At 67.7% G+C, this 12,219-nt stretch carries 10 protein-coding genes; 4 read left to right on the top strand and 6 right to left on the bottom strand.

Annotated elements, in window-relative coordinates:
- Positions 1 to 5: 5 nt before the first annotated feature.
- Together AC1DTF_RS19855 and AC1DTF_RS19850 are read right to left on the bottom strand one after the other, a co-directional pair.
- Complete coding sequence (locus AC1DTF_RS19855) at positions 6 to 1,463, bottom strand: class I adenylate-forming enzyme family protein (RefSeq protein ID WP_477475302.1); 1,458 nt, start codon at positions 1,461 to 1,463, stop codon at positions 6 to 8.
- A gap of 21 nt (positions 1,464 to 1,484) precedes the next feature.
- Positions 1,485 to 2,447: a helix-turn-helix domain-containing protein gene (locus tag AC1DTF_RS19850; RefSeq protein ID WP_477475301.1), complete on the bottom strand. Its 963-nt coding sequence runs from the start codon at positions 2,445 to 2,447 to the stop codon at positions 1,485 to 1,487.
- Between the two features lie 71 nt (positions 2,448 to 2,518).
- Here AC1DTF_RS19850 and AC1DTF_RS19845 point away from each other — a divergent pair, with 71 nt between their 5' ends.
- Complete coding sequence (locus AC1DTF_RS19845; RefSeq protein ID WP_156409261.1) at positions 2,519 to 2,683, top strand: hypothetical protein; 165 nt, start codon at positions 2,519 to 2,521, stop codon at positions 2,681 to 2,683.
- A 4-nt stretch (positions 2,684 to 2,687) separates the two neighbouring features.
- Here AC1DTF_RS19845 and AC1DTF_RS19840 read toward each other — a convergent pair whose 3' ends face one another.
- From AC1DTF_RS19840 to AC1DTF_RS19825, 4 genes are all read right to left on the bottom strand, one after another.
- Positions 2,688 to 4,835 carry a 3-hydroxyacyl-CoA dehydrogenase NAD-binding domain-containing protein gene (locus AC1DTF_RS19840; protein WP_477475300.1) on the bottom strand — a complete coding sequence of 716 codons (2,148 nt, stop codon included), beginning with the start codon at positions 4,833 to 4,835 and terminating at the stop codon, positions 2,688 to 2,690.
- A gap of 9 nt (positions 4,836 to 4,844) precedes the next feature.
- Positions 4,845 to 6,053 (bottom strand): acetyl-CoA C-acetyltransferase, encoded by a 1,209-nt coding sequence (locus AC1DTF_RS19835; protein WP_477475299.1) that lies wholly within the window; start codon positions 6,051 to 6,053, stop codon positions 4,845 to 4,847.
- A 184-nt stretch (positions 6,054 to 6,237) separates the two neighbouring features.
- Positions 6,238 to 7,353 (bottom strand): alkene reductase, encoded by a 1,116-nt coding sequence (locus AC1DTF_RS19830; protein ID WP_477475298.1) that lies wholly within the window; start codon positions 7,351 to 7,353, stop codon positions 6,238 to 6,240.
- A 6-nt stretch (positions 7,354 to 7,359) separates the two neighbouring features.
- Positions 7,360 to 8,367: a helix-turn-helix transcriptional regulator gene (locus AC1DTF_RS19825; RefSeq protein ID WP_477475297.1), complete on the bottom strand. Its 1,008-nt coding sequence runs from the start codon at positions 8,365 to 8,367 to the stop codon at positions 7,360 to 7,362.
- A gap of 186 nt (positions 8,368 to 8,553) precedes the next feature.
- Between AC1DTF_RS19825 and urtA the strand changes: the two genes are divergently transcribed.
- From urtA to ureC, 3 genes are read left to right on the top strand one after another with little or no spacing between them, the layout of a single operon-like run.
- Positions 8,554 to 9,792 (top strand): urea ABC transporter substrate-binding protein, encoded by a 1,239-nt coding sequence (gene urtA / locus AC1DTF_RS19820; protein ID WP_477475296.1) that lies wholly within the window; start codon positions 8,554 to 8,556, stop codon positions 9,790 to 9,792.
- A 4-nt stretch (positions 9,793 to 9,796) separates the two neighbouring features.
- Positions 9,797 to 10,498: an urease subunit beta gene (locus AC1DTF_RS19815; RefSeq protein ID WP_477475295.1), complete on the top strand. Its 702-nt coding sequence runs from the start codon at positions 9,797 to 9,799 to the stop codon at positions 10,496 to 10,498.
- Between the two features lies 1 nt (position 10,499).
- Positions 10,500 to 12,215, top strand: a complete 1,716-nt coding sequence (gene ureC / locus AC1DTF_RS19810) for an urease subunit alpha (protein WP_477475294.1) — start codon at positions 10,500 to 10,502, stop codon at positions 12,213 to 12,215.
- The last annotated feature ends 4 nt before the right edge of the window (positions 12,216 to 12,219 follow it).

The following is a 12,219-nucleotide window of genomic DNA, read 5'->3' as shown; positions in this document are numbered from 1 at the left end:
CTGCTCTACGTCGCGGGCCGATACAAAGCGACCACACCGGGCGCGCTCACCTTGAGCGACGGGGTGCGCGGCAGCTCGTCGACGAAGGCGACCGACACCGGGACATGATGGGCCGGTAGCGCTTCCCGCACCGCCGCCAGCAGATCGTCTTCGGTCACGGTGGCGCCGGGAACGGTCTCGACGGCCGCGAAGGGCACCTCACCGAGCCGGGCATCGGGCACCCCGACCACGCCGGCGTCCCGCACCTCGGGGTGCGAGATGAGCACGCCCCGAACGGTTTCCGGGATGATCTTGAAGCCGCCCCGGTTGATCGCGCCATCCGCGCGGCCGTGCAGGGTGATGAACCCGTCCTCGTCGACCGATGCGATATCGGTGGTGCGCACCCAGTCCGGGCCCAACAGGGGCACCTTCGCGGTCAGGATGCCCTGCTCACCGGTCGGCACCGCGGCACCGGTATCGCCGTCGATGATGCGGACCTCGACACCGGGCAGCGCGCGCCCGGAACTGGCGCGTTTGCGCGCGCCGAACTCGCGGTAGAGATCCGGTGTCCAGGTGCACACCGATCCGGCGAACTCCGTTGCACCGTAGGCGGTGAGCACCGGGATGCCGTAGCGCTGCTCGAAGGCGTCGCGGGTGGGTACATCGAGCGGACCCGACGCGCTCATCACGTACTGCAGCGAGGACAGGTCGGCGGCGGGCAGGTCGGCTTCCAGCAGCATGCGCACCACCGCGGGTTGCACCCCGACGCGTTGCAAGCCATGGGTTTTGACCACGTCCACCCAGGCAGGCACGCTGAAGCGCTCCATCAGCACCATGCGCTTACCGACGTAGACCCCGGTGACCAGCTGACAGACCCCGCCGATCCCGCCGAGCGGCCAGTAGACCAGTTCCGGGGGTTCGTCGGGCGCGGCCTGTCCCCCGGTGACGCTGAACACGGTGTGCTCCAGCACCGCGGCGCGGACCACGAAACGCTTTGGCGGACCGGTGGTTCCACTGGTGAGGATGGCCAGGGCGCCATCCAGCCGCAGACGCTGCCGGGTGGTGCCGGCTGCGGTGAGGGCGGTCACCTCGGCACCCAGCGAGACGCCGGCCGCGCCGATGCGGTGGATCGCGGTCGTGACGGCGTCGGTCCAGTCCTGCTGGTCGGCCAGTACCGCGGSGACATCGAGGCGTTCGATGTCGGCGGCGATCGCCTCGGGCGACTGGAACGAGTAGATCATCGCCAGCGGGCGTCCGGTGGCCAATGCCGCGATGGTCGCGGCGGCGTGCGGATAGCGGTTGCGTACCACCAGGCCGACGGGTGCGTCCGGGGCGAGGCCGGCGGCGTCGAGCAGCGCGGTGACGGCGGCGCCGTAAGCGGCGACCTCGTCACCGGAATACCAGCGGCCCCCGAACTCGATGCAGGGCCGGTCACCGTAGCTCGCCAGCCCTGCCGCAAACCTTTCGGTAAAGCTTTCGGTCACCGGCCCATTGTGCACCCGGTGCTACCCGGTGAAGCAACTGCGGTAATCGCTGGGCGTGGTGTGCATCTGCTTGACGAAGTGGTGACGGAAGGTCACCGGGGACTCGAACCCGACCCGCGCCGAGATCTGTTCGACCGAGAAGTCGGAGGACTCCAGCAGCGCGAGGCTGGCCTGGATGCGCTGCTCGATGAGCCATTTGATCGGCGTGGTCCCGGTGGCCTTGGCGAACTGGCGCAGATAGCTGCGCCGCGACATCGCCGACTGGGCAGCCAGCTCGTCGAGGGCGATCGGCTTGTCGAGATGCTCGATGGCCCAAGCCATTCCGGCGGCGATCCGGCCATCGGCGGTGGGCTCGGGAACGGGCGTGTCGATGTACTGCGCCTGCCCGCCGGCACGGTGCGGTGAGATCACCAAGCGCCGCGCGACGTCATTGGCCGCCCGCATCCCGTGATCGGTGCGCACGATGTGCAGGCAGAGGTCCAGGCCCGCGGCACAGCCCGCGCTGGTGAGTACCCGCCCGTTGTCGACGTACAGCGGCGCCGGGTCGACGTCGATCTCGGGATACCGCTGGGCCAGCAGGTCGGCGTAGATCCAGTGGGTGGTGGCCGTGCGGCCGTCGAGCACACCGGCGGCGGCCAGCGCGAAGGCTCCGGAGCAGATCGAGACCAACCGGGCGCCACGGCCGTCCGCGGCCCGGATCGCCTCGACGAGTCCGCCCGAGGGCGGTTGATCCACATCGCGCACGCTGGGAATCAGCACGGTGTCCGCGGTCGCCAGGTCCTCGATGCCGTAGGACGTGCGCACCACCGCCCCGCCGAGCATCCGGATCTCGGGCTGTTCGGAGCACAATTTCACCGCGTACCCGGTGGGCGCGACGCCGGCGGAGAACCGGCCAGCCAGTTCGGCCATGCCGAAGATTTCCGCGGCCAGCCCGGACTCGAAGCCCGTCATGCCGTCGTAGGCCAGGATCGCCACCGTGTGCATGTCACTATCTTAACGAACAGCGGCCTCAGTGCCACTGTTCGACCCGGTGCCCTTCCGGCATGGTCGAGAACATGACGAAGCAACGCAAGCCTTTCCGCACTCTCGCGGCCTTCGCCGCCGGCCTGCACACCGCCCACGGCCTGGCACACGGGGTGCGCCCCGCCAAGGCCTCGAACGCAAGAAACCCCCGGGCTCGCCGCTTCGAGGACGGTGAGGCCGGGGGTTCTTGGGTCTAGCTGGTTACGCCTCCAGCGAGGCGGGCGGGTTGAACCGGTCGCCGTAGCGGGCGGCCAGTTCCTTGGCCCGGGCCACGAACGCGGCCTTGCCGACACCGAGGGGTCCCTCGTAGCCGACGATGAACTGCGCGGAGCCACCGGTGTACGGCGGGAAGCCGATACCCATGATGGAGCCGATGTTCGCGTCGGCGGTCGTGGTGAGAACGCCCTCGTCGATGCACTTCTGGGTTTCCAGTGCCTCGGCGAAGAGCATGCGGTCGATCGCGTCCTGCAGCGGGATCTCGGTGGTACCCGAGTTGAAGGTCTCCTTCAGTCCCGGCCACAGCCCGGTGCGCTTGCCGTCGACGTACTCGTAGAAACCGGCGCCCTTGAGCCGCGAGGGGCGCCCGATCTCGATCATCTTCTCCACGACGGCCTCGGCCGGGTGCGGCACGTGGGTGCCACCGGCCTCTTCGACGCCCTGACGGGTCGCGACGGCGATCTTGTGCATGAGCTCCAGGTTGAGCTCATCGGAGAGCTGCAGCGGTGCCGCCGGGTAACCGGCCTGCGCGCCCGCCTGCTCGATGCTGGCGGGCTCGACGCCCTCACCCAGYATCGCCAGCGCCTCGTTGACGAAGGTGCCGATGACCCGGCTGGTGAAGAAGCCGCGGCTGTCGTTGACCACGATCGGGGTCTTCTTGATCGCCAGGGTGTAGTCGAACACCCGGGCCAGCGCCTCGTCGGAGGTCTTCTCGCCCTTGATGATCTCCACCAGCGGCATCTTGTCGACCGGCGAGAAGAAGTGGATACCGATGAAGTCCTCCTGGCGCTTCACCCCACTGGCCAGGCCGGTGATGGGCAGCGTGGAGGTGTTGGAGCCGAGGAGGGCGTTGGGCTCGACGATGTCCTCGATCTCCTGGAACACCTTGTGCTTGAGTTCCTGGCTCTCGAAGACGGCCTCGATCACGAAGTCGACACCGGCGAAGTCCGCCGCGTCRGCCGTCGGGGTGATCTTCGAAAGCAACGCAGCAGATCGTTCTTCGGTGGTCTTGCCACGCTTGAGCGCCTTGGCCTCGATGGCCTCGGAGTAGGCCTTGCCCTTCTGGGCGGCTTCGATGGTGACGTCCTTGAGCACGACGTCATAGCCGGCCTTGGCCGAGACGTAGGCGATACCGGCGCCCATCATGCCCGCGCCCAGCACGCCGATCTTGCGGATCTCGACCGGCGCGATGCCCTCAGGCCGCGAGGCACCGCCGTTGATGGCCTGCAGATCCAGGAAGAACGCCTGGATCATGTTCTTGGCGACCTGGCCGGTGACCAGCTGGGTGAAGTAGCGGCTCTCGATGCGGGTGGCGGTGTCGAAGTCGACCTGCGCGCCCTCGACGGCCGCGTTCAGGATCGCTCGCGGCGCCGGCATCGGCGCACCCTTGAGCTGCTTCTTCAACAGCGCCGGGAAGGACGGCAGGATGCCGGCCAGGCCGGGGCTGGACGGGGTGCCACCGGGCATCTTGTAGCCCTTGACATCCCACGGCTGCACGCCACCCTCGGGGTTGTCCTTGATCCACTTCTTCGCGGCCGGAACCAGCTCGTCGACACTCTTGACGAGCTCGTCGACCAGCCCGATCTCCTTGGCCTTGGCCGGGCTGAACCGGGTGCCCTGGCTCAGGACCTCCATGAACGCCTTCTGGATGCCGAACAGCCGCACGGTGCGGGCCACGCCGCCACCGCCGGGCAGCAGGCCCAGGGTCACCTCGGGCAGGCCGATGACGACGCCCTTGACGTCGGCGGCGATGCGGTGGTGGGTGGCCAGCGCGATCTCCAGGCCACCACCGAGCGCGGCGCCGTTGATGGCGGTGACGACGGGCTTGCCGAGGGTCTCCAGCTTGCGCAGGTCTGCCTTGATGAACTCGACCTCGTCGAACGCCTGCTGGGCGTCATCGGGGCCGATGTTGATCATGCCTTTGAGGTCGCCGCCGGCGAAGAAGGTCTTCTTCGCACTCGCGATGACCACGCCGGTGATCGAATCCTTCTCGGCCACAAGGCGTTCCACCGCATTGTGCATGGATTCCTTGTAGTGCTCGTTCATCACGTTGGCCGAGCCGGTGGGGTCGTCCAGCGTCAGCGTGACGATGCCGTCGGCATCCTGGTCCCACTGAATGGTGTTCTCTGCCATGACTTTTCCTTAGACCCTCTCGATGATGGTGGCCACGCCCATGCCGCCGCCGACACACAGCGTGATCAGGGCGCGCTTGAGGCCGCGGCGCTCCAGCTCGTCGACCATGGTTCCGGTGATCATGGCGCCGGTGGCGCCGAGCGGGTGGCCGAAGGCGATGGCGCCACCGTTGACGTTGAGCTTCTCGTCCGGGATGTTGAGGTCCTTCTGGAACTTCAGCACCACCGAGGCGAAGGCCTCGTTCAGCTCGAACAGGTCGATGTCATCGACGGTCAGCCCGGCGCGGTCGAGCACCTTCTTGGTGGCCRGGGTCGGTCCGGTCAGCATGATGACCGGGTCGGCACCGCTGGTGGCGGTGGCCACGATGCGGGCGCGCGGGGTCAGGCCCTGCGACTTGCCTGCGGCCTCGTTGCCGATGAGCAGCAAGGCGGCGCCGTCGACGATGCCCGAGCTGTTGCCGCCGGTGTGCACGTGGTTGATCTTCTCGACGTAGTGGTACTTCTGCAGCGCCACATCGTCGAAGCCGCCCATGGCGCCGATACCGTCGAACGCGGTCTTCAGCTTGCCCAGGCTCTCCACGGTCGACGACGGACGCATGTGCTCGTCGTGGTCCAGCACGACGAGGCCGTTCTGGTCCTTGACCGGGATGACGGACTTGGCGAAGTAGCCGCCCGACCATGCGGCCGCGGCGCGCTCCTGCGAGCGTGCGGCGTAGGCGTCGACGTCCTCGCGGGAGAAGCCCTCGATGGTGGCGATCAGGTCGGCACCGATGCCCTGCGGGACGAAGCCGATGCGGTAGTTGGTGTCGGGGTCAGATGCCCAGGCACCACCGTCGGCGCCCATCGGGACGCGGCTCATCGACTCGACGCCGCCGGCGAGCACCAGGTCGTCCCAGCCGGAGGCGACCTTCTGGGCGCCGAGGTTGACGGCCTCCAGGCCGGAGGCGCAGAAGCGGTTGAGCTGGAAACCACCGGTGGTCTCCGGCAGGCCGGCCACCAGGCCGGCGGTGCGGGCGATATCGCCGCCCTGGTCACCGACCGGGGAGACGACACCCAGGATCAGGTCGCTGATCAGGTTCTCGTCCAGGTCGGGGTAGCGGGCGCGGATCTCGTCGATCAGGCCGACGACCAGGTTGACGGGCTTGATCTCGTTGAGGGCGCCGCCGCGCTGCTTGCCGCGCGGCGTGCGGATCGCCTCATAGATGAAGGCATCGGACATGTGTTGTTCCCTTTCGGGTGGGTGACAGGGGACGTCCATCGGACGGTGGTCCACTGATCGCGCAGCTTAACAAAACCGCAAACCAACCTGTTGGTTGGGCGTCCTTTCCGCTATACGCGAATGGCCACTTATCGCACGCCTCCGCGGAGAGAACGTGCAACAAGTGGCCATTGAGCGCCGGAAATCAGGCGGTGCGGGCTTCTTCCAGCTCGTCGAGCGTCGGGTAATCGATGTAACCCGCCGGACCGGACGCGTAGAAGGTGCCGGCGTCCGGTTCGTTGAGCTCTGCCCCGAGCAACAGCCGGTCGATCAGGTCGGGGTTGGCCAGCCAGGTACGCCCGACGGCGACGGCGCTGGCGGCGCCCCAGTCGGCGAGGCTTTCCAGCTGGCAGAAGTCGGTGCCGGTGTCGCGGCCGGTGTTGAGCACCAGGGTGTCGCTCCACAGCGCCCGCAGCGCCCCGAACGTCTGGGTCGACGGATCGATCAGCACGTGCAGGTAGGCGATGCCCAGACCTGCGATGCGGCCCAGCAGGGCCTCGTAGGTGCCGACGGTGTCGTTCTCGCGCATGTCCCCGGCAGTTCCCCCGGGTGAGATCCGCAGCCCGACCCGCTCGGCGCCGATCTCGTCGGCGACGGCCTCGACGACCTCGGCGGTGAACCGGGCCCGGTTCTCCGGCGAACCGCCGTAGGCGTCGGTGCGGACGTTGACGACATCGGAGAGGAATTCGTGCAGCAGGTAGCCATTGGCGGAGTGGATTTCCACCCCGTCCATCCCGGCGTCGACGGCACGGCGCGCGGCCGAACGGAACTGCCCGACGATGGACTCGATCTCGTCCACCCGCAGCGCCCGCGGGACCGTCAGCTGCTGCTTGCCCGACGGGGTGTGGGTCACGGCGTTCGCGGCGATGGCCGACGGGGCGACGACGTCGAAGCCGCTGATCTCGGGATGGGCCATCCGGCCGACGTGCCAGAGCTGGACGAACATCTTGCCGCCCTTGGCGTGCACCGCCTGCGCGATCTCGGCCCACACGGCCTGGTGGCGGTCGGTGTAGATGCCCGGGGTGTTCATGTAGGCACCGTTGGCCTGCTCGCACACCGCGGTGGCCTCACTGATGATGATGCCGGCGCCGGCCCGCTGCGAGTAGTACTCGGCGGCCAGATCCGATGGGGTGCCGTCGGATTGGGCACGCGAGCGGGTCAGCGGCGCCATGAAGATCCGGTTGGCGGCTTCGGTCGCGCCGACGCGCAGCGGCTTGAGCAGGGTGGCATCGGGGGCGAGGCGGAAAGCAGGATCGGTCACCCTGGGCTAAGCGCTGCGGGCGGCCGATTCATTCCCGGCCAGCAACCGGCCCGAGACCAAACCCCACGAGACCGCCTGCGACACACAGGACGCCCGGTTTCCGGCACCGAGTTTGGACATCGCGCTTTCCAGGTGGTGACCTGCGGTGCGGACACTGATGAACAGCTGCGCGGCGATCTGGTTGTTCGTCAGACCCTGCGTCGCCAGGGTCAGCGCGTCCAGTTCGCGCGGGGTGATCGCGAACGGCAAAGGGTCGGCGGTGATCAGTATCACCGCGTCCAGGCTGTCCTGGTGGTAGCGCGGAGCGGTGGCGATGTGGCGGACGTGCAGCCAGCCGGTGCCGTCGTTCCAGCGGGTGGTTTCGGGGCGGAAGCCCAGCCCGGGGGTGTGCGCCGCCAGCGCCATATCGGCCACCAGGTCGCGGTCGATCGGCCGGTCGAAGGTGTCACCGAGGCTCAGCAGATGGGCACGGCCGGCGGCATCCACCGCCCATGCCTGGGCCTGGGGTGCCAGCAGCTCGGCCACCATCCGGGGCCGCACCGAGAAGTCCAGATGCTCGGCCATCTGTGCGCGCAGTGAATTGATCTCGCCCACATCGTCATCGCTGGGGTAACGGGCGTCGTCACAGTTGACGTGGATGGTACCGGCGTAGGTGCCGTCGGCGGTGATCAGTCGTGCGGACAGGCCCTCGTCGAAGCCGGCGGGCGCGAAAACACCCTGTACCGAATAGGTGTCGCGGTACTCGGGGAAGTCCCGCCAGCGCAGCGCGCCGAGACCACGGGCCCGCATGGTCTCGAAGAGCGGATCGTGATCGATGAACCAGGTGTTCAGGTGATCCATCACCGCGTCGGGATATCCGTGGTTGGCCACCGCGACATGGCAGCGCCGGATGGGATCCCACAGGCTGATCGCCGACGCCGAGGACGCCGCTTTGGCGCCGAGCGCGTCCAGCATCTCGTGCGCCCGGGTCTCGATACTGGACGTGCTGCCCAGCACCTCGCCGTATGCTCCCATCGGTCATCCTTCGCGTGGTTCTGCCCCTCGAAAGCATCATGTGCAGGCCATGTTTCGAGGATGTTTCCGGGCTGCGGCGGACACGAAACGGTGGCGGCACAAATGGGAGATTCCTCCCATAGCCCCCGGCCACCGGCTATTCCTACGCTGGGCGCCAACGATCCCTGACCTCGAAGGCGGCTCCTCATGAAACGACTGCGCGTCGGCGTGGCACTGCTCGCGGCGACCACCATGCTCACCGTCGGATGCGGCAGCCGGGCCGGTGACACCGACACCGCGGCGGCACAGGACTGTGTGGACACCTCGGGCGCCAGCGTGAAGGTCGGGGCGGTCAACTCGCTGTCCGGCGGTCTCGCGGTCAGCGAATCGGTGATCCACGACGCCATCGTGATGGCCGTCGAGCAGATCAACGCCGAGGGCGGGGTGCTGGGCAAGCAGCTCGACCTGCTCTCCGAGGATGGCGCCTCAGAGCCGACCACGTTCGCCGAGAAGGCGCAGAAGCTCGTCAACAGTGACTGTGTCGCAGCGGTTTTCGGTGGGTACACCTCCGCCAGCCGCAAGGCGATGCTGCCGGTCTTCGAAGGCTCGGATGCACTGCTGTACTACGGCCAGCAGTACGAGGGCCTGGAATCCTCGCCCAACATCTACTATTCGGGCGCCACCACCAACCAGCAGATCATTCCCTCCCTGGACTATCTCAAGGAGCAGGGGGTGAAGTCGCTGTACCTGGTGGGTAGCGACTACGTGTTCCCGCGCACCTCCAATGCCATCGTCAGGGCCTACGCCGCGGCCAACGGCATCGAGATCAAGGGCGAGGACTACGTGCCGCTGGACAGCACCAACTTCTCCACCATCGTCAACAAGATCCGCTCCGCCGACGCGGACGCCGTGTTCAACGTCGTCGTCGGCGGGTCCCTCACCTCCTTCTTCCGCGAATACAACAGCGCCGGGCTGACTCCCGAGATGATGCCGGTGATTTCCATGTGCGTCGGCGAGGAAGAGGTGAAGAGCATCGGCGCCGCCTCCCTCGTGGGGCAGCTGTCCTCGTGGAACTACTACCAGACCCTGGACACCCCCGCGAACGCCGCGTTCGTCGCAGACTTCAAGCAACGCTTCGGTGCCGACCGGGTGACCTCCGATCCGATGGAATCCGCTTACACCGCAGTCAAACTGTGGCAGGCCAGCGTCGAGAAGGCGCAGTCGTTCGCGGTTCCCGACATCCAGGGCGCGGCCGGCGGCGTCAGCGTCGACGCACCGGAGGGCACCGTCACCATCGACGGCGAGAACCATCACGTCACCAAGACCGCACGCATCGGGAAGGTCGCGCCGGACGGCCTGATCCAGCAGGTGTGGGAATCCCCGCAGCCGATCACCCCGGACCCCTACCTCAAGGAATACCCCTGGGCCGAAGGCATCACGGGCTGACACCATGCATCTAACCCCCAAGGACGAAGACCGGCTACTGCTCTTCCTGGCCGCGGAACTGGCCCGCAAGCACCGCGCCGCCGGGCTGGCACTCAGCTACGCCGAGGCCCGTGCGCTGATCGCCGACGAGGTCGTGGAGGCCGCCCGCGCCGGCGCGAACGTCGCCGACGCGGCGGCGCACGGGGCGCGGGTGCTCACCGATGACGATGTGCTGCCCGGTGTGCGCACCCTGCTGGGTTCGGTTCAGGTGGAGGCGTTCTTCGCCGACGGCCAGAAACTGGTCACCGTGCACGACGCCATCGGACCCGGGAACCGCAGCGCCGAGGAACTGGCCGTCATCCCCGGGGAGTTGTTTCCGGCCGAGGGCGATCTGGAACTCAACGACGGGCGGCCGACCGCCACGGTCACGGTGGAGAACACCGGCGACCGCCCCATCCAGGTCGGGTCGCACTTCCATTTCTTCGAGACCAACCGGGCACTGCGATTCGACCGGCGATCGGCCTTCGGCATGCGCCTGGACATTCCGTCCGGCACCGCGGTGCGTTTCGAACCGGGTGAAGCACAGGATGTTTCGCTGACCAGCTACGGCGGCGAACGGTTGGTGATCGGCCAGAACGATGTCACCAACGCACCCACCGACACGACCCCGAGCGAGGAGCTCATGACCGACATGCACGCCCTCGGCTTCCTGGACACGGGCTCCTGAGATGGCCTATCGCATCAGCCGGGCCCGCTACGCCGAACTGTACGGACCGACCACCGGCGACCGGGTGCGCCTGGCCGACACCGAGCTGCTGGCCAAGGTCGAGGCCGACGCGACGGTCTACGGTGACGAGGCCGTCTTCGGCGGCGGCAAGACCATGCGCGAGGGTATGGCGGTGCACGGCGATCTCACCAATGCCGCAGGCGCACTGGACTTCGTGATCACCAACGCGCTGATCATCGACGCGGTGCTCGGCATCCGCAAGGCCGATATCGGGATCCGCGACGGGCGTATCGTCGGGGTCGGCAAGGCCGGCAATCCACGCACCATGGACGGGGTGGATCCGGAACTGATCATCGGTGCGGGCACCGACATCCGCTCCGGTGAGGGCATGATCGCCACCGCCGGCGCCATCGATGTGCACGTGCATTTCGACAGCGCCGGACTGGTCGAGGAGGCCATCTCCAGCGGGATCACCACCATGATCGGTGGCGGCCTCGGGCCGGTCACCGTCGGCATCACCTCCTCGGGACCGAACAACCTGGCCCGCATGCTCGGTGCCGCCGAGGCCTTCCCGATGAACTTCGGTTTCATCGGCAACGGCAGCGCCTCCAGCACCGCACCGCTGATCGAGCAGGGTCTGGCAGGCGCCATCGGGTACAAGATCCACGAGGACTGGGGCGCCACCCCGGCCGCGATCCGGGCCTCCCTGGACGCCGGTGACGAACTCGACCTGCAGGTGCAGATCCACACCGACACCCTCAACGAGTCCGGGTTCTTCGAGGACACCATGGCCGCGATCGGCGGCCGGCCCATCCACACCTACCACGCCGAGGGCGCCGGCGGCGGTCATGCACCCGACATCATGCGGGTGGTGGGTGAGCCGTATTGCCTTCCGTCCTCCACTAATCCGACCAACCCGTACACGCTGAACACCTTCGACGAGCACCTGGACATGGTGATGGTGTGCCATCACCTCAACCCGCGAATTCCTGAGGATGTGGCGTTCGCCGAATCGCGGATCCGGCGGGAGACCATCGCCGCCGAAGACGTGCTGCATGATCTGGGCGCCATCTCGGCGATGGGCTCGGATTCCCAGGGCATGGGCCGCATCGGTGAAACCATCGCGCGTACCTGGCAACTGGCGTCCCACATGCGGGCCACCCGCGGGCCGCTGCCCGCCGATGAGGGCACCGGCGCCGACAATGCCCGGATCCTGCGCTATGTCGCCAAGCTGACCATCAACCCGGCCAAGCTCTTCGGCATCGATCACGAGGTCGGTTCGCTGGAACCGGGCAAGCTCGCCGATATCGTGTTGTGGGAACCCAAGTTCTTCGGCATCCGCCCCGAAGTGGTGTTCAAGGGTGGGTTCCCGGCCTGGTCGGTGATGGGCGAGGCGAACGCCTCCCTGATGACCTGCGAGCCGCTGAAGTACCGGCCGCAGTGGGCCGCCTACGGCCGCACCCCGGCCGATGTGTCGGTCAACTTCGTCGCCGCAGCGGCCATCGCGGCGGGCCTAGGCAACCGGCTGGGACTGAACACCCCGCTGGTGGCGTGCCGGGGCGCCCGCGCGCTCACCAAGGCCGATCTGCTGCACAACGACTACCTGCCCGAGATCAGCATCGAACCGGACACCTACCGGGTCATGGTCGACGGTCAGGTGTGTACCAGCACACCGATGACGACAGTGCCGCTGGGCCGCCGCTACACACTGAAATAGCGAG

This window comes from Mycobacterium sp. P4_H6, from assembly GCF_056400845.1.
This window is presented reverse-complemented; position numbering and strand designations above follow the sequence as displayed.

Bases quoted from the DNA above. Each gene is read 5' to 3' on its own strand.
- AC1DTF_RS19850 (WP_477475301.1), bottom strand. From the start codon at position 2,447: ATGCACACGGTGGCGATCCTGGCCTACGACGGCATGACGGGCTTCGAG.
- AC1DTF_RS19845 (WP_156409261.1), top strand. From the start codon at position 2,519: ATGACGAAGCAACGCAAGCCTTTCCGCACTCTCGCGGCCTTCGCCGCC.
- AC1DTF_RS19825 (WP_477475297.1), bottom strand. From the start codon at position 8,367: ATGGGAGCATACGGCGAGGTGCTGGGCAGCACGTCCAGTATCGAGACC.
- urtA (WP_477475296.1), top strand. From the start codon at position 8,554: ATGAAACGACTGCGCGTCGGCGTGGCACTGCTCGCGGCGACCACCATG.
- AC1DTF_RS19815 (WP_477475295.1), top strand. From the start codon at position 9,797: ATGCATCTAACCCCCAAGGACGAAGACCGGCTACTGCTCTTCCTGGCC.
- ureC (WP_477475294.1), top strand. From the start codon at position 10,500: ATGGCCTATCGCATCAGCCGGGCCCGCTACGCCGAACTGTACGGACCG.